This window comes from Streptomyces sp. YIM 98790, from assembly GCF_011421595.1.
In the GTDB taxonomy this organism is placed as follows: domain Bacteria; phylum Actinomycetota; class Actinomycetes; order Streptomycetales; family Streptomycetaceae; genus Streptomyces.
Window position 1 is genome coordinate 1 of the sequence record NZ_WTLH01000140.1, and the last position, 16,332, is coordinate 16,332.

Sequence of the window (16,332 nt, forward strand, 5' to 3'; positions counted from 1 at the left end):
AGGCGCTGCGGGACGCCGGGCGCCGGCTTGCCGGTCCGCGGCGGCGGCGCAGGGCCGGACTCGGCCGGGAGGCGGCGCGGCGGCCGGCCGACAGCCGCACCGATTTCCTGCGGCCGGTGCACGAGGTGCTGGCCGCCGCCTACCGGGACGCGGTCGTGGCCTATGCCCGCGCACACGGTGCCGAGCAACTGACGGTCACCGAGGACGACGGCGTCATCAGCGTCCGGTTCGAGATGGAGGCGTGAACGCGTGCGGGTGCGGGTCGAATTCCGGTTCAACTCCGAGACCGGTGAGGTGGAGGTGTTCCGGGTGGAGGAGGTCGGCGGGAGCGGACGCGGCCCCGGCGCGGACGCGGACGCAAAGCGCGGCACCGGCCGGGACGCCGGCCGGGACACCGCGCACGAGGACATCGCCCACCGGCTCGGCGGCCTGCTGGACCGTCGCCCGGGGGTGGAGGAGGCGGTGGACCCGGCGGGTCCGGCGGGCGGGGCCGGTGGTCCCGCCCCGGGGAGCGCGGGCCGCTCCGGGAGGGTGGAATAGACGGAGGGCGCAACGCATCCGGTTGCGCATGGAACCATCTGTCCGGGGCCGCGCACCGGCCCGGGAGCGGCGGTTCACCACCGGAGGAGGAGGGCGACAGCGATGACCGGGACCGCGGAAGCCATGCAGTTCGGGATCTTCACCGTCGGTGATGTCACACCGGACCCGACAAGCGGCCGCACCCCGACCGAGCACGAGCGGATCAAGGCCATGACGACCCTCGCGCTCAAGGCCGAGGAGGTCGGGCTTGACGTCTTCGCCACCGGCGAGCACCACAATCCGCCCTTCGTGCCGTCCTCGCCGACCACCATGCTGGGCTGGATCGCCGCCCGCACCCGGCGGCTGATCCTGTCCACCGCCACCACCCTGATCACCACCAACGACCCGGTGAAGATCGCCGAGGACTACGCCATGCTCCAGCACCTGGCCGACGGCCGGGTGGATCTGATGCTCGGCCGGGGCAACACCGCACCCGTCTACCCCTGGTTCGGCCAGGACATCCGCAACGGCATCCCGCTGGCCATCGAGAACTACGCGCTGCTGCACCGGCTGTGGCGGGAGGACACCGTCGACTGGGAGGGCCGCTTCCGCACCCCGCTCCAGGGCTTCACCTCCACCCCGCGCCCGCTGGACGGCGTGCCGCCGTTCGTCTGGCACGGCTCCATCCGCTCCCCGGAGATCGCCGAGCAGGCCGCCTCCTACGGCGACGGCTTCTTCCACAACAACATCTTCTGGCCCAAGGACCACACCCAGCGGATGGTCGACCTCTACCGCCGCCGGTACGCCCAGCACGGCCACGGCACCGAGGAGCAGGCCGTCGTCGGCCTCGGCGGCCATGTCTTCATGCGCCGGAACTCCCAGGACGCGGTACGGGAATTCCGCCCCTACTTCGACGTCGCCCCGGTCTACGGCCACGGCCCCTCGCTGGAGGAGTTCACCGCCCGGACCCCGCTGACCGTCGGCTCACCGCAGCAGGTCATCGAGAAGACCCTCACCTTCCGCGAGTACGCCGGGGACTACCAGCGTCAGCTGTTCCTCGTCGACCACGCCGGACTGCCGCTGAAGACCGTGCTGGAGCAGCTCGACATGCTTGGTGAGGAGGTCGTCCCGGTGCTGCGCGAGGAGTTCGCCAAGAACCGCCCGGCCGACGCCCCGGACGCCCCCACCCACACCGCCCGCGTGGCGGCCGCCCGGGCCCGCGCCGGAACGGGCGGCACGCCCTCGGGGCCGAGCCGCTGACCGCCGCACCCGTACCCGGCACCTCCGGCCGTCACGAGTGCCCCGGCCCGGCCGGGCCGGGGGTCAGAGCAGACGGAGCTGGGTGCCGGCGGTGGCGGACGTGCGGCGCGGGGCGCGGTCGTGCAACGGGCGCAGGAGCCCGGGGGAGACGGCGTCCAGGAAGGGGGAGCGGGCGGGCCTGTGCACGGTGCCGTGCCGGGTGCGCTCGGCGGCGTGGGTCAGCCAGAGGCGGCGCTGCGCGCGGGTCATGCCGACGAACAGCAGCCGCCGCTCCTCCCGGTCCTGCTCCTCCCGGTCCTCGGCCCCGGTGCCCCCGGTCTCCGCCGCGTCCCCGGCCTGCGCCGGGACGGCCGGGCGTCCGCCGCCGGGCAGCCGCAGCGGCAGCAGCCCTTCCTCGCAGCCGACCACGAACACCACCGGAAACTCCAGCCCCTTGGCGGCGTGCAGGGTGAGCAGTGAGATCCGGTCGGCACGCGGATCCCAGGTGTCCACCTCCATGCCCAGCGCCAGCTCCGCGCGGAAGCCCTCCAGGTCCGTCCCGCAGCGCACGGCCAGCGGGGCCAGCAACTCCACGGCGTCCAGCGGGTCGTCGCCGTGCGCCCGGGCGTCCTCGGCGGCCCGCCGCAGCAGCTCGGCCACCGGGACCGGCCCGGCGTCCGGCGCCGCACCGGCCGCGGCGGGCAGCCGGGCGAGGACGGCCGGGACACCGGGGCGGTCGGCCAGCCGGTCGTGGGAGCGTTTCTGGAACGGCAGCCCGGTCACCGTCAGCCCGTCCACCAGGGCCTGTGCCTGCCGGTCGGTGCGGTAGAGGACGGCGAAGTCCGAGAAGCTCAGATCGGTCGGGCCGTGCGCGTCCTCCGAGCCGACCCGCCCGCTGTCCAGGGAGTGGAAGGACGCCCCGCCCAGCAGGCGTTCGATGGTGCGGGCCACGAACGACGCCTCGGCCCGCTCGTCGGCCGCCCGGTACAGGCCGATCGCCGCCGCCGCGCCGTCCTCGCCGCTCCGCATCGGGCGCAGCACCCGGTCCGGGACCAGCGTGGCCGGCGCGATCGCCTGCGTGGCACCGGAGAGGATCACCGGCGCGGAACGGTAGTTGCGGGTGAGCTGCACGGTACGGGCGGTGGGGAAGTCCTCCCGGAAACGCAGGAAGAAGCCCACATCCGCGCCCCGGAACCGGTAAATGGCCTGGTCCGGGTCGCCGATCGCGGTGAGATTGCCGTCCGGCGGGGCGAGCAGCCGCAGCAGCCGGTACTGCTGCTCGTCCACGTCCTGGTATTCGTCCACCGAGATCCACCGGTAGCGGTCGCGGTAGGACGCGGCGAGCGCGGGATCGGCGGAAAGCAGCTCCACGGGCAGGGCGACCAGATCGTCGAAGTCGACCAGATTGCGCTCGCGCAGGGCTCCCGTCCAGCGCCGCACGGTCTCGTCCTGCGCACCCTCCCCGGTACGGCGCAGCCGGGAGACCGCGGACAGCAGGCGGCGGGCGCGCCGCTCGCCGCCGCCCCCGGCACGTTCGGCGGCCAGCGCGAGCTGCGTGGTCTCGTCGGCGATGGCGAAGCCGGGCCGCAGCCCGGCCCGCTCGTGCTGCTCGCGCAGGATGCCCAGGCCCAGGGAGTGGAAGGTGGCGATGGTCAGCCCGGGGGCCTGGCGCGGGGCCAGGGCCGCCAGCCGTTCGCCCATCTCCTCGGCGGCCCGCCGGGTGAAGGTGATGGCCAGGCAGTGCTCGGGCGCCACCCCGCGCTCGGTCACCAGGTGCGCCAGCCGGTGGGTCAGGGTGCGGGTCTTGCCGGTTCCCGGGCCGGCGACGATCAGCAGCGGGCCGTCCGTCACCTCGGCCGCCGCCCGCTGGTCCGGATCCAGGCCGTCGAGCAGCGAGCGGGCCGCGGCGCCCGCACCGCCCGGCCGCCGCGGCCCGGGCACCGCCGCCACCGGCTCCGGCCGGGGCGCCGGGAGCGGCACCCGCGCCGCCGGGGGTTCCGGCTCCCGCTCCGGTCCGGAGGCGGGTGCGGCCGGTGCCGTGCCGACCGGCGCGTCCCCGACCGGCGCGTCCCCGACCAGCGCATCGTCGAACAGCGCATCGTCGAACAGGCCCGGCGCCGCCCCCGCCCGGCGGCGTCCGCGCAGCTCGGCCGGGTCGAACAGGCGGATGACGCCGTACTCGCCGTCGTACCCCGCGTCCCGGATCACCTCGCCGCGCCGCAGCCGGGCCACCGCCTCGGCCAGCAGCGGCGAGTGGCGCCCGATGTCGTCCACCGGCACCCGCTCCAGGATGGCCAGCTCCGGCCCGAGCGCCGCGGTCAGCCGGTCCGTCTCCCGGCGCACCGCCTTCGTCTTCGGGCCTACCGAGAGGATCTCGCCCAGCATCTCGGGCAGGGGAACGAAACTCAGGAAGCCGGGAGCGCCCTCCGGCCGGTACCCCTCGGGCCGGTCCGCCAGCTCCTCCACCCGGCTCAGCACCCCGACCGTGAGCGGCCGGCCGCACTCCGGGCAGCGCCCGCCGTGCGCCCGGGTCTCGGCCGGCTCCATCCGGACCCCGCACTTGCGGTGCCCGTCCACGTGGTACTTGCCCTCCTCCGGGAAGAACTCCACCGACCCCAGGTGGCCGTCGCCGGTCTCCAGCGCCCGCTTGACCGCCCAGAAGTCCAGCTCGGTGTCGAACAGGGTGGTCTCCCGGCCCAGCATGGGCGGGGAGTGCGCGTCCGAGTTGCTGACCATCCGGTACTTGTCCAGCCCGGAGATCCGCCAGTTCATGGCCGGGTCGCTGGACAGGCCGGTCTCCAGGGCGAAGATGTGGTGCGCCAGATCGAGATAGCAGTCCTCGATGCGGTCGAAGCCGGCCTTGGAGCCGAGCACCGCGAACCAGGGTGTCCACACGTGGGCGGGCACCAGGTAGCCGTTGCCGTGGCCGCTCTCCAGGGTGATCTCCAGCAGGTCACGGCTGTCCAGACCGAGGATCGGGCGGCCGTCGGAGCCCAGGTTGCCGATCTTGCCGAGCCGCCGGTTGAACTCCTCGGCGGCCTCGAAGTCCGGCTGGTAGACCAGGTGGTGGATCTTCCGGGTGCGCTCGCCGCGCTTGTAGATGGTGGAGATCTCCACCGAGAGCATGAACCGCACCTCGGCACCGGCGACGCCGCCCGGCAGGGTGCGGTCGATCTCCCGGTCCAGATCGCGGCGCAGCCGGAACAGCCCCGGTTCGGCGGGCTCCAGAGTCTCCTTCAGATGCGCGAACCACGCCGGGTGGGTGAAGTCCCCGGTGCCGACCAGGGTGATGCCCTTGCGCCGGGCCCACCAGGTCAGATGCTCCAGATCGCAGTCCTTGCTGCATGCGCGGGAGAACTTGGAGTGGATATGCAGATCGGCATGGAAGCGCACGGGCGCATCATGCCACGCACCCTGCCCCGCCGGCCGTGCCCGGCTGTACCCGCCAACGACCCGCCGGACCGGCCGGGGCCCGCCGCCGCGCGACGCGGCCCCCTGGCGCGCCGGCGCCCCCGGCGAGATATCTTGATGTCGAGCAAAGTGACGGACGAAACCTGGAGCGGAGCATCCGGTGACTGACTCGACCATCATCTACACCCACACCGACGAGGCGCCGGCCCTGGCGACGTACTCGTTCCTGCCGGTGGTCCAGGCCTACGCCGCCACCGCGGGGGTCTCCGTGGAGACCAGGGACATCTCGCTGGCGGGCCGGATCATCGCGAGCTTCCCCGAGTACCTGGACGAAAGCCGGCGGATCGACGACGCCCTCGCCGAACTCGGCGAGCTGGCCGGCACCCCCGGCGCCAACATCATCAAGCTGCCCAACATCTCCGCCTCGATCCCGCAGCTCAAGGCGGCCATCGCCGAGCTCCAGTCCCAGGGCTGCACCCTGCCGGACTACCCCGACGACCCCAAGAGCGACGAGGAGCGGGAGATCCGCGCCCGCTACGACAAGGTCAAGGGCAGCGCCGTCAACCCGGTCCTCCGCGAGGGCAACTCCGACCGCCGCGCGCCCGCCTCGGTCAAGAACTACGCCCGGAACCATCCGCACCGGATGGGCGCCTGGACCCCCGAGTCCAGGACCAGCGTCGCCACCATGGGCGTGGACGACTTCCGTTCCACCGAGAAGTCCACCGTGGTTCCCGAGGACGGCACGCTGCGCATCGCCCTGCACGGCGACGACGGCTCGGTCACCGTGCTGCGCGAGTCCGTACCCGTGCTGGCCGGCGAGGTGATCGACGCCGCCGTGATGCGGGTCGCCGCCCTGCGCGAGTTCCTCGCCGCCCAGGTCGCCCGCGCCAAGGCCGAGGACGTGCTGTTCTCCGTCCACCTCAAGGCCACCATGATGAAGGTCTCCGACCCGATCATCTTCGGCCATGTGGTGCGCGCCTTCTTCCCGAAGACCTTCGCCGCGCACGGCGAGACCCTGGCCGCCGCCGGCCTGAGCCCCAACGACGGCCTCGGCGCCATCTTCAAGGGCCTGGACGCCCTCCCCGAGGGAGCGGCGGTCAAGGCGTCCTTCGAGTCCGAGCTCGCCGAGGGCCCGTCCCTGGCCATGGTCGACTCCGACCGCGGCATCACCAACCTGCACGTGCCCAGTGACGTCATCATCGACGCCTCCATGCCGGCCATGATCCGCACCTCCGGTCACATGTGGGGCCCGGACGGCCAGGAGGCCGACACCCTCGCCGTCATCCCGGACAGCAGCTACGCCGGCGTCTACCAGGCCGTCATCGAGGACTGCAAGGCCAACGGCGCCTTCGACCCGGCCACCATGGGCTCGGTGCCGAACGTCGGCCTGATGGCCAAGAAGGCCGAGGAGTACGGCAGCCACGACAAGACCTTCGAGATCCCGGCCACCGGCACCGTGCGGGTCACCGACGCCTCCGGCGCGGTCCTGCTGGAGCAGGTGGTCTCCGCCGGTGACCTGTGGCGCATGTGCCAGACCAAGGACCTGGCCATCCGCGACTGGGTCAAGCTCGCCGTCACCCGCGCCCGCGCCACCGGCGACCCGGCCGTCTTCTGGCTGGACGAGACCCGGGCCCACGACGCCGAGCTGATCAAGAAGGTCCGCGCCTGCCTGTCCGAGCACGACACCGAGGGCCTGACCATCGAGATCATGGCACCGGTGGACGCCACCCGCTTCTCCCTGGAGCGCATCCGCCGCGGCGAGAACACCATCTCGGTCACCGGCAACGTGCTGCGCGACTACCTCACCGACCTCTTCCCCATCCTGGAGCTGGGCACCAGCGCCAAGATGCTCTCGGTGGTGCCGCTGATCAACGGCGGCGGGCTGTTCGAGACCGGGGCGGGCGGCTCCGCGCCCAAGCACGTGCAGCAGCTCGTCAAGGAGAACTACCTGCGCTGGGACAGCCTCGGCGAGTTCCTGGCCCTGGCGGTGAGCTTCGAGCACTACGCCCAGACCACGGGGAACGCCCGCGCCAAGGTGCTGGCCGACACCCTGGACCGGGCCACCGCCACCTTCCTCAACGAGGACAAGTCGCCCACCCGCCGGATCGGCGGCATCGACAACCGCGGCAGCCACTTCTACCTGGCCCTGTACTGGGCCCAGGAGCTGGCGAAGCAGACCGACGACGCCGGACTGGCCGGGGCGTTCGCACCGCTCGCCCAGACCCTGACCGGCCAGGAGCGGACCATTGTCGAGGAACTGATCGCCGTCCAGGGCTCGCCCGCCGACATCGGCGGCTACTACCGGCCCGACCCGGCCAAGGCCGCCGCGGTGATGCGTCCCTCCACCACCTTCAACCAGGCCCTGGCCCTCCTGGGCTGAGCCCTGCCGGGCCCGGTGTGCCGCGGTGCGGGGCGGGAGACACCAGCTCCCGCCCCGCACCGCCGCCCCACCCCGCCCGTCCGTCCGCCGGTGTCCGTCCGCCGGTGTCCGTCCGCCGGTGTCCGTCCGCCGGTGTCCGTCCGCCCGTCCCGGCTCATGTGCNCGTCCCGGCTCATGTGCCGGGCGAGCCCCCCGCGGCCTGGGCGTCCTGCGCGTCCTCGGCGTCCACGTCGTACCAGTCGTCCCCGGCCTGGGCGTCGAAGCTGGGCAGCCACGGCTCGGTGGTGCCCTTGTTCGGCCGCCAGAACAGCGCGTGCGCCACCTGGGTGAACACCCGGCCGTCCGGAGCGGTGACCTCCTCGGCCGGCTTCCACGAGACCCACTTGCCCGGCTCGATCCAGGAACGGCGGGCAATGCGCCGTCCGGCTTTGAGCGCGCTCAGCGCCTCTGAGTAATTCATGCGGTCAGATTAGAGAGACCGCTTACTACGCCCAAGCGGGTGAGCATCTCCGCTACCCTTCGCCAGGGTGCGCCTCCCCGCGCCCCACCCCCCGCCCCGTCCCGCACGCGTGCCGGGCAGGCGCCGGGGCAGGAATACCGGCGGACCCGCCCGCCCAGGAAGGACCCTCATGCCCCGACGCCGAGCGCCCCGCCTCGCGATCACCGCGCTGGCCCTCGCCGCCCCGTTCTCGCTCACCTCCTGCGACGCCATATCCACCGCCCTGGACTGCGCCAACACGGCCGTCACCATCGCCAACACGGTGGGCGAGCTCCAGCAGGCCGCGGAGAGCGCGAGCTGGAACCCGGTCGAGGCGCGGGAGTCCCTGGACTCCATCGACCGCAACCTCGACGAACTCCGTGACCAGACCGGCAACGCCGACCTGGTGAAGGCCGTCGAGGAGCTCCAGGCCGCCGTCGACAACGTCCGCCAGTCCGCCGACACCGGTGCCCCTCCCGACCTGACCCCGGTCGTCAACGCCTCCGAGGAGGTCACCAGCGTCTGCTCTCCCGGCTGAGCGGGGCAGTCGTCATGACCACTGCCGTGATCCGCCTGGTCACCCACGTCGATCTCGACCCGGCCGCCACGGACGACCGGCAGCTTTCCGTCTCCGCCCGGCTCGAAGCGGTCCTCGCGGACGGCCGCACCCGGGTGCTGCTCGACGACCGGGGCTGGGGTTCCTCCCTGCCCGGCGGCGGAGCCGGCATCCGGGCGTACCTGTCGGTGGAGGAGATCGAGGCCACGGCCCGGACGGTGACCGGTCCGGACGAACCCGCCGCGGGCGAGACGCACGAGCAGACGGCCGCCGCCCACTGGCGTTCCCTGGCCGCCGTCCTCGAACGGCACGGTGTGGCCGCCGACCCCCGGGAACTCCAGCGCCTCCCTCACGACGTCACCCTCGGCAACGCCCTGCGCGCCCGGGTTTCCTGATGCCCGCCGAAGAGCTGTCCTGTGCGACGGCGGTGAGCCCGGGGGCGGTTCGGCGCTCGCGCCGGCGGCTCCCGGTTGCTCAGCGCCGGCGCGGCGCGGGCAGGGGCGGGACGGTCAGGAGGGGGATGAAGTAGCCGACGGGGACGGCCTCGCCGATGGGGCGGCCCTCGGCCTCCAGCCAGGCGTGGGCGGCGAAGGGCGGAAGGCGGCGGACGCCGGCGCACCAGGTGGGCCAGGTGCCGCCGAGCCGGCACAGCAGGGCCGCGCCGAGCGAGCGCGGCAGGCAGCCGCGCGGACCGGCGCAGCGCAGGCTCACCGCGCACAGGGCGTCCCGCGCCGCGGCCGTCCGGGCGGCGGAGGCCGGGGCGGCGCCCCGGCGGAGCAGGGTGAGGACGGAGCGCAGGCGGTGCGGCGGCAGCAGGGCCAGGACGACGGCGGGGAGCAGCACGAGGCGGGCGGCCAGCCGGTGGCGCAGCGGCACGCCGCCGGGGCGTTCCAGGGCGCTGGGAGTGGTCATGCGAGCAGCTCCGACGCGCGCAGGTCGGCGATCAGGGCGGTGACGTCCTGGTGTGCCTCCTCGGCTGTCACGTCGAACTCCGAGGCGAGGGCGGCCACCGCGGCCTGTTCGTCGCCGCCCGCGAGGAGGGTGCCGACGACCAGCGCGCCGGTAGGGTTGAGCTCCCAGTAGTCGCCGGTGCGTTCGTTGAGCAGCACGGTGCCGTAGTCGGTCTCCGCGGTGGAGACGCCGGCGGCGAAGCGGAGTGTCATGGCGTGCCCTTTCGGACGGCGGGCGGGGGACCGGGGGAGGGGGTGCGGGGGCGCGAGCGGAGCCAGACCTCGCACGCGATGGTGGAGTAGAGGATCGCCTCCCGCAGGCCGGGGGCGGAGGGGCGCTGGGCGAGGCGGCGCAGGGCGGCGGCGTCGACCAGGCCGAGTCCGGCGAGGCGGGAGTCCGTCCACAGTTCGGCAAGTTCGCCGCGGTGGCGGCGCAGGCCGTCGGCGGCGTCCAGGGAGGCTTCCGCCTTGTTGGCGCGGCGCAGGCACTCGTCCGGGACGACGCCGCGCATGGCCGTGGTGAGCAGCGGCTTGTAGGCCCAGGGGGTGACCCGTTCGCAGGGGCGGACGGCCAGGCAGGTCTCGATCACCCGGTCGTCCAGGAACGGCGAGGCCATGGGCAGCCCGGCGCGCGCGGCCATGGCCTCCCACTGCCGGATGATCCGGCCGCAGGCGCGGATCTGCTCCAGGTCGGCGTGCATGCCGCGGTCCGGGTGCAGCGGGGAGGCGGTCTCGGCGGCGCTGAGCAGCGCCTGGCGGGCCAGGTGTTCGGCGTCGGCGGTGACCCAGGGGAAGAGCCGGGGCGGGACGGACCAGCCGAGGCCGGAGGCGACGGAGGGGGCCGGCGGATCGCGCAGGCTGCGGGCGGCGTCGGCGAGCCACGTGCGGTACGGGCGGCGGTCGGCCAGGGCGCGCACCATGCCGCCCAGCGGCCAGTGCCACAGGGCCCGGAAGCCGCGCAGCCGCCGCAGCGCGAACAGCGGACGGGTGCGCAGCAGCCGGTGGTAGTACGCCTCGGAGCACCAGGCCACGTGGTCCCCGCCGATGCCGGTGAGATGCACCCGGCTGCCGCGCGCGGCCAGTTCCGGCAGGTGGTGCAGGGCCCGGGCGCGGTCCATGACGCCGATGGTGGGTTCGTCCAGCAGGTCCCCGATGCCGAGCAGGCCGGTGTAGACCAGGGGGGAGGACTCGGCCTCCCAGACCACGTGGTCGGTGTCCGGCAGGCGGGCGGCTGCCTTCCGTGCCCAGTGCAGATCGGTGTCGGCCGGGTCGCGGCCGGGCCAGGTGGCGGCGAGCAGCCGGGGGGCGTCCGGCGGGCGGCCGGCGAGAAAGCAGACGGAGGTGGAGTCCAGGCCGCCCGAGAGGTCGGCGCTGACCACCTGCTGTCCCCGGGTGCGCAGCCGTACGGCCTCGGCCAGCCGGTCCCGGACCTCGCCGGCCGCCTCGTCCAGCGGCCGGTCCGGCTCGGGCGGGGTCCACCAGCGGGAGCGGCGGGTGCTGCGGCCGTCCGGCGAGACGATCAGCGCCTCGTCCGGCGGGACGGCGGTGATCTCCGTCCACATCGGGTGCTCGGTGAGCGGGTGCGGGACGGGCCACAGGAGCTGCACGGCCAGCCGTTCGGCCGCCGGGGCGGCGCCGAGCGCCGCGGCCAGCAGATCCGCGCGGGTGGCCGCCACCTGGCAGCCGTGCACCCGCGCGTGGAAGACCAGCCGTAGCCCGGATGCGGTGCCCTGGATCCTGATCCGGCCGTCCAGCGCGGCGATCAGATGGCTGCTGCCGGGCAGGGAGCGGGCCAGTGCGTCCAGTTCGGCGAGGTCCCGCAGGCGGGCGGCGCGGCGGGCGAGCTCGGCGCGGCCGAACGGGGGCGAGCCCAGCAGGGCCAGGGCGGCCGGGCCGGCCTCCGCGGCGACCAGTTCGCCGGGTGCCCACCGGCCGATCAGCCAGGGGCGGCCGGAGGGGTGCGGCAGCACGCTGGTGCCGGGGAGGCGGAGGGCCCGGGCCGCGGCGGCGGCATCGGGGTGGTCGGGAAGGACCACGAGGTGCGCGTCGCCGGGGCCCGGCCCGGCGCTGTGGTGCGCCCGGTTCATGCGGAGGTCGGTCCGTCCGCGGTTTCAGTTCTTGCTGAGGATGAGCCGGTCGTTGCCGCTCCGCTGGAGCAGTCCGGTCTTCCGGCGGAAGCTGCCCAGCCGGGTCAGGGTCGGTGCCTCGTACGCCTTCTTCATGGTGATACCTCCTGTTCTCGGCGTGCCGTCCCGCCGGGTCCGTCCGGCGAAACGGGATTCCGGCAGAAGTAGCGAGAACCGCGACCGATGACAAGAGGACAGAAAATAAGTCATAAGGGATGAATATTCTGTTCGGGGGGCGGCTCCGGGGAGCACTGCGGGCGTGCGCGGCGGTGCGGGGCGCGGCGCAGGACCGGGGCAGGAGACCGTGGGCGAGCCGGTGACCTGCGGGAACGGCGGCGGGCGGCAGTATCCGGCAGGGAGGCGCGGCGGGATGGGGGGCGAGGACACCGGCGCACCCCGCCCAGCCGCCCGTGCTGCCCCACCACGGCAGCGCACACCGGGGTCGCGGCAGGGCGCGCACGGCCGCCCGACCCGCCCCGGCCGCCGGTGCTGTCCGTCGCGTGTGATATTCACCTTTACCTGCCCGGAGGACGACCGCCGCCCGGGCAGGCGGACGGAACAGTCGGGCGACGGGGGGCGTGGTGACCGCAGACCGCACGGGCGAAGCACCCGGGGCAAGCGATACGGCCGGCGCCGGCCGGACGGGCCGCGGCGCCCTGGGACGCTGGGTCCTCCCGTACACCGATCCCGCCATGGGCGACCCGGAGCTGCGCGCCATGCGCGCCGCCGCCCGCCGCGGCGACTGGCCCGCCCTGCGGGAACGGCTGGCCGCCGTCCCCGACGGGGCGGAGCGCGGCTGGATCCTCAGCGCCCTGGCCAGGGTCAAGGGCACGGAGACGTGGCTCCCGCGCGTGGCCGCGGAGGACCCGGAACCGGCCCTCGCCCTGCTGCTGGCCGGTGCCCGCCAGGTCCGCCACGCCTGGGAGGCCCGCACCGGGGCCCGGGCCGCCCTCGTGTCGCAGGAGCAGTTCCGTGTCTTCCACGAGCGGCTGCGCGTCGCCGAAGAACTGCTCTTCGACGCCGCCGAGCGGGAACCGGACTGGGCCGACCCCTGGCTCTTCCTGGTGCCCTGCGGGCGCGGTCTGCAGGTGGGGCCGGAACAGGCCCGGTACCGCTTCGAGGCGGCGGTGCGGCGCGCCCCCGGCCATCCCGAGGCCCACCGCCAGCGGCTGCAGGGGCTCTGCAGGAAGTGGTACGGCTCGCACGAGGAGATGCACGCCTTCGCCCGGGACTCCATGCTGGCCGCCCCGGAGGGCAGCCCGCTGGGTGAACTCGTCGCCCTCGCGCACCTGGAACACGCCCTGGACACCCGCTGGCCGATGCAGGGGCACCTGCGCGCGCCGACCGTCGTCAGGGAACTGCGCGAGGCCGCCGAACGGTCCGTGCTGCACCCCGCTTTCGGCCGCCCGCGCGATGCCGTGCAGTCGCTCAACACCTTCGCCATGGCGCTCGCCGTGGCCGGGCAGAAGGCCGCGGCCCGCCGGGTGTTCTCGGCGATCCGCGGCGTCGTCACCGAATTCCCGTGGAAGTACCTCCCCCGCCGCGAGTTCCAGACCAACGCAAGCCTGTTCTTCGCCTGGCAGCTGCGCTGCGCGGTCGGCCGCTGACCCGCCCCGTCCGGCCGGCCCTCCGCCGGGCCCCGCCCCGCATGCCGCGCACCGCGGCCCTCCGACCCCGACCCCGACCCCGACCCGAAGGCTCATCAAGGTGACCAAGCACCGGCCTCCGACCGCACACACCTTCCAGGTCGATCTGCGCGGCCTGGTCGACCTGCTCTCCCACCACCTGTACTCCAGCCCCCGTGTCTACCTGCGGGAGCTGCTGCAGAACGCCGTCGACGCGGTCACCGCACGGCAGCGCGCCCAGCCCGGCGCCCCCGCCCGGATCACCGTGCGCACCGGCGATCCGGGCTCCGCCCGCGACACCGGCACGGTCACCGTCACCGACACCGGCACCGGCCTCACCGAGACCGATGTGCACAGCTTCCTCGCCACCATCGGCCGCAGCTCCAAGCGCACCGCCGACGGCGCCCTGGACGGCGCCGGACTGGCCGCCGCCCGTGCGGACTTCATCGGCCAGTTCGGCATCGGCCTGCTGGCCTGCTTCGTGGTCGCCGACGAGATCACCGTGACCAGCCGCTCCGCCGCCCACCCCGAGGCGCCGCCCGTGGAATGGCGCGGCCACGCCGACGGCCGCTACACCCTGCGCACCCTGCCGCCCGGCAGCGTCCCCGAACCCGGCACCACCGTCCGGCTCACCCCGCGCGCCGACGGCACCGAATGGACCGCCCCCGAGCAGGTCATCGCCCTCGCCAAGCACTACGGAAGCCTGCTGCGGCACGAGGTCACCGTCAGCGACGCCCGCACCGGCGGCAGCGTCCGGATCAACGAGACCCCGCCCTGGGAGCGCCGCCACGCCTCGCCGCCGGCCCGCCGCGAAGCCCTGGCCGAGCACTGCCGCGCCCTGTTCGGCTTCCGCCCGCTGGACTCCATCGAGCTGGAACTGCCCGCCGTCGGCCTGCGCGGCGTCGCCCACGTGCTGCCCACCCCGGTCAACCCCGCCCAGCGCGCCGGGCACCGGGTCCACCTCAAGGGCATGCTGCTCACCGACCAGGCCACCGGCCTGCTGCCCGACTGGGCGTTCTTCGTCCGCTGCGTGGTGGACACCTCCGGGCTGCGCCCCACCGCCTCCCGCGAGGCGCTCTACGAGGACGAGACCCTGGCCGCGGTGCGCGACGCGCTCGGCGCCCGCATCCGGGACTGGCTCACCGGACTGGCCGCCGGCGACCCGGCCCTGCTGCACCGCTTCGTCGACGCCCACCACCTCGCCGTCAAGGCCCTGGCCCGGTACGACGACGAGCTGCTGCGCATGCTGCTGCCCTGGCTGCCGTTCGAGACCACCGACGGCACCGTCACCCTGGAGGAGTTCGCCCGCACCCACGCCACGGTGCTGGTCACCCGCAGCGTGGAGGAGTTCCGGCAGGTGGCGCCGATCGCCGGCGCGGCCGGCCTGGGCGTGGTGAACGGCGGCTACACCTACGACCGGGAGCTGGTGCACCGGCTCCCCGAGATCCGGCCCGGCACCGCCGTCGCCGACCTGGACCCGGCCACCGTCACCGCCCACCTGGACGCCGCCGACCCGGACGCCGAGCTCTCCGCGGCCGGGTTCCTGGCCATAGCCCGGGAGGTGATCGGCGAGCACGACTGCGACGTGGTGCTGCGCAGCTTCCAGCCGGTCACCGCCCCGGCCCTGCTGCTGGACAACCGCGAGGCCCGGCACGAGCGCACCCGGGCCGGGCTGGCCGACCGCAGCGACGGCCTGTGGGCCGACATCCTCGGCTCGCTGCGCGCCGGGGCGCCGCGCGCCCAGCTGGTGCTCAACCACCTCAACCCGCTGGTGCGGCGGGCCGCCACCGTCCGGGAGCGCGGGCTGGCGGTGACCACCGCCGAGGCCCTGTACGGGCAGGCGCTGCTGCTCACCCGCCGCCCGCTGCGGGCCGCCGAGAGCGCCCTGCTCAACCGGGCCTTCCTGGGCCTGCTCGACCACGCCGTGCACGCCACGGAGCGGCCGGAGGGCGGCCACCGGGAAGCACCGGGCGCCGGACCCGGGAAGGAGCGCTGAACCGTGCTGGACACCCCCGAAGCCGTCTTCGACGCCCTGCGCGAGAACGACCAGCGGCCCTACGACCTGCAGCGGACCGTCATCGCCGAGGAACTCGTCGACGCCGCCGGCCAGTTCGAGGACCGCGGGCCGCTGGTCACGGCACTGCTGGAGCTGATGGCCGCCTACGAGTACACCGGTGAGCACCGCAAGTCGCCGGTGACCTTCGCCCGCGTGCTCCGGATGTGGGACGACAACCCCGGAGACTTCAGCGAATGGGAGGCCCACCAGGTCTTCTGGCGGTTCAAATGGGTGACGGGCTCCCTGCTCCAGGTGCCGGACGTGCCGCTGGAGGTGATCGAGCGCTGGACCGACCAGATGCGCGAGCGCTACGCGGCGGCCGGGCACGGCATGCAGCCGGTGGCCGCCATGCGGTACCAGATCGCCCGGCACACCGGGCGGCAGCCCCGGCACGCCTACGACCTGTGGGTCTCCCGGGAGCGCACCGGGCTCAGCGACTGCGAGGCGTGCGAGATCCGGCAGCAGGCCGTGCACCACGTGCACGAGGGCGACGACGCGCGCGCCCTGGAGGTGTGGCGGCCGGTGCTCTCCGGCCGGCAGAGCTGCCAGGAGGAGCCCGGCCTCAGCCAGGCCCGGGCGCTGCTCCCGCTGCTGCGGCAGGGCCGCACCGACGAGGCCCGCTCCTGCCATCTCACCGGCTACCGGTTCGCCCGGGGCAAGCCGGGGATGAGCGAGGAGATCGGGCTGCACCTGGAGTTCTGCGCGCTGAGCCGGAACGAGCCGCGCGGCCTGGAGATCCTCGCCGAGAACCGTGCGCTGTTCGCGTCGGACGGCGCGCCGCTGTCCCGGCTCGCCTTCCTCACCGGCGCGCAGGTGCTGCTGGACCGCCTGGTGGCCGGCGGCCACGCCGACACCCCGGTGGCCGGTCCGCCCGGCACGCAGTGGACCGCGGCCTCCCTGCTCGCCCGCGTCGGGCCCGAGGCCGACGCGCTGGCCGCCGCGTTCGACCGGCGCAACGGCACCACCGCGGTGGGCGACCGCCGCCGCGCCCG

14 protein-coding genes and 1 pseudogene are annotated in these 16,332 nt (G+C 74.5%); 9 read left to right on the top strand and 6 right to left on the bottom strand.

Going from position 1 to position 16,332, the window contains the following annotated elements; genetic code table 11:
* The 3 genes from GQS09_RS20465 to GQS09_RS20475 form a co-directional block, all read left to right on the top strand.
* Positions 1 to 245 (top strand): hypothetical protein (locus GQS09_RS20465; RefSeq protein ID WP_207958070.1); only part of this gene is annotated, 245 nt, incomplete at its 5' end.
* Between the two features lie 4 nt (positions 246 to 249).
* Positions 250 to 540 (top strand): hypothetical protein, encoded by a 291-nt coding sequence (locus tag GQS09_RS20470; RefSeq protein WP_165988432.1) that lies wholly within the window; start codon positions 250 to 252, stop codon positions 538 to 540.
* Between the two features lie 123 nt (positions 541 to 663).
* Positions 664 to 1,779 (top strand): LLM class flavin-dependent oxidoreductase, encoded by a 1,116-nt coding sequence (locus tag GQS09_RS20475; RefSeq protein WP_165988455.1) that lies wholly within the window; start codon positions 664 to 666, stop codon positions 1,777 to 1,779.
* A gap of 63 nt (positions 1,780 to 1,842) precedes the next feature.
* On the opposite strand, the gene GQS09_RS20480 is transcribed toward GQS09_RS20475, so the two are convergent.
* Positions 1,843 to 5,151, bottom strand: coding sequence for a UvrD-helicase domain-containing protein (locus GQS09_RS20480; RefSeq protein ID WP_165988435.1), 3,309 nt, complete (start codon positions 5,149 to 5,151; stop codon positions 1,843 to 1,845).
* Between the two features lie 178 nt (positions 5,152 to 5,329).
* Between GQS09_RS20480 and GQS09_RS20485 the strand changes: the two genes are divergently transcribed.
* Positions 5,330 to 7,549, top strand: a complete 2,220-nt coding sequence (locus GQS09_RS20485) for an NADP-dependent isocitrate dehydrogenase (RefSeq protein ID WP_165988437.1) — start codon at positions 5,330 to 5,332, stop codon at positions 7,547 to 7,549.
* Positions 7,550 to 7,721: 172 nt separating this feature from the next.
* On the opposite strand, the gene GQS09_RS20490 is transcribed toward GQS09_RS20485, so the two are convergent.
* A complete protein-coding gene (locus tag GQS09_RS20490; protein WP_165988438.1) occupies positions 7,722 to 8,009 on the bottom strand; it encodes an MW1434 family type I TA system toxin in 288 nt (95 codons plus the stop codon).
* Between the two features lie 169 nt (positions 8,010 to 8,178).
* Between GQS09_RS20490 and GQS09_RS20495 the strand changes: the two genes are divergently transcribed.
* Together GQS09_RS20495 and GQS09_RS20500 are read left to right on the top strand one after the other, a co-directional pair.
* Positions 8,179 to 8,565 carry a hypothetical protein gene (locus tag GQS09_RS20495; protein WP_165988439.1) on the top strand — a complete coding sequence of 129 codons (387 nt, stop codon included), beginning with the start codon at positions 8,179 to 8,181 and terminating at the stop codon, positions 8,563 to 8,565.
* Positions 8,566 to 8,579: 14 nt separating this feature from the next.
* Positions 8,580 to 8,978: a hypothetical protein gene (locus GQS09_RS20500; RefSeq protein WP_165988441.1), complete on the top strand. Its 399-nt coding sequence runs from the start codon at positions 8,580 to 8,582 to the stop codon at positions 8,976 to 8,978.
* 79 nt (positions 8,979 to 9,057) lie between these two features.
* Here the strand turns inward: GQS09_RS20500 and GQS09_RS20505 are convergent, their stop codons facing one another.
* Genes GQS09_RS20505 through GQS09_RS20520 form a run of 4 tightly spaced genes read right to left on the bottom strand, consistent with a single transcriptional unit; the run spans position 9,058 to position 11,755 of the window.
* On the bottom strand, positions 9,058 to 9,495 hold the full coding sequence (locus tag GQS09_RS20505; RefSeq protein ID WP_165988444.1) for a lasso peptide biosynthesis B2 protein: 438 nt from the start codon (positions 9,493 to 9,495) through the stop codon (positions 9,058 to 9,060).
* Positions 9,492 to 9,746, bottom strand: coding sequence for a lasso peptide biosynthesis PqqD family chaperone (locus GQS09_RS20510; protein WP_165988446.1), 255 nt, complete (start codon positions 9,744 to 9,746; stop codon positions 9,492 to 9,494). The genes GQS09_RS20505 and GQS09_RS20510 overlap by 4 nt, the downstream gene beginning before the upstream one ends.
* The gene (locus GQS09_RS20515) at positions 9,743 to 11,620 is read right to left on the bottom strand and encodes a lasso peptide isopeptide bond-forming cyclase (protein WP_165988449.1); all 1,878 of its coding nucleotides are present in this window, start codon (positions 11,618 to 11,620) and stop codon (positions 9,743 to 9,745) included. The genes GQS09_RS20510 and GQS09_RS20515 overlap by 4 nt, the downstream gene beginning before the upstream one ends.
* Before the next feature lie 24 nt (positions 11,621 to 11,644).
* Positions 11,645 to 11,755 (bottom strand): keywimysin-related RiPP, encoded by a 111-nt coding sequence (locus GQS09_RS20520; RefSeq protein WP_165988451.1) that lies wholly within the window; start codon positions 11,753 to 11,755, stop codon positions 11,645 to 11,647.
* Positions 11,756 to 12,351: 596 nt separating this feature from the next.
* Between GQS09_RS20520 and GQS09_RS20525 the strand changes: the two genes are divergently transcribed.
* The 3 genes and pseudogenes from GQS09_RS20525 to GQS09_RS20535 all read left to right on the top strand — a co-directional run.
* Entirely contained in the window at positions 12,352 to 13,266 is a 915-nt protein-coding gene (locus GQS09_RS20525; protein WP_207958071.1) for a hypothetical protein, read from the top strand.
* Between the two features lie 100 nt (positions 13,267 to 13,366).
* On the top strand, positions 13,367 to 15,280 hold the full coding sequence (locus tag GQS09_RS20530) for an HSP90 family protein (protein ID WP_165988453.1): 1,914 nt from the start codon (positions 13,367 to 13,369) through the stop codon (positions 15,278 to 15,280).
* Between the two features lie 3 nt (positions 15,281 to 15,283).
* Positions 15,284 to 16,332: pseudogene (locus GQS09_RS20535) on the top strand (hypothetical protein); the annotation flags it as partial.